The sequence below is a fragment of the Aminobacter sp. P4_D5 genome (assembly GCF_056401815.1).
Genome location: NZ_JBFUIP010001149.1, coordinates 1 through 571 on the forward strand (window position 1 = coordinate 1; position 571 = coordinate 571).

A 571-nucleotide genomic window follows, 5' to 3' on the forward strand; every position below is an offset into this window, starting at 1 on the left:
GCATGTGCGGAATTGTCGGAGTTGTCGGCCGCGAGGATGCGGCGCCGCGTCTGCTTGATGCGCTGAAGCGGCTGGAATATCGCGGCTATGACAGCGCCGGCATCGCGACGCTGGTGAACGGCCATGTCGAGCGGCGCCGCGCCGAGGGCAAGCTCGGCAACCTCGCCGCCGTGCTGGAGGCCTCCCCGCTGCCGGGCACGACTGGGATCGGGCACACGCGATGGGCGACGCATGGCGCGCCCGTCGAGCGCAACGCGCATCCGCATGCGACGCAGCGCGTCGCCATCGTGCACAACGGCATCTTCGAGAACTATGCCGAGCTGCGCGAGGAGCTGGAAAAGCAAGGTCAGGTCTTCGAGACGGAAACGGATACCGAGACCTTCTGCCGGCTGCTCGACCATCTGCTGGCCGGCGGCGCGACGCCCGAGCAGGCCGCGGCCGCGGCGTTGAAGCGCGTGCACGGCGCCTTCGCGGTGGCGATGATGTTCGCCGGCGAGCACAAGACCTTGATCGCGGCCCGGCAGGGCGCGCCGCTCGCCATCGGCTTCGGCGAGGGCGAGATGTTCGTGGG

At 69.7% G+C, this 571-nt stretch carries 1 protein-coding gene; it reads left to right on the forward strand.

Annotation, left to right across the window (positions count from 1 at the left end; genetic code table 11):
• Nucleotides 1-2 precede the first annotated feature (2 nt).
• Nucleotides 3-571: class II glutamine amidotransferase (locus tag AC1DWF_RS37185; RefSeq protein WP_476843435.1), on the forward strand; the 569-nt coding region annotated here is incomplete at its 3' end.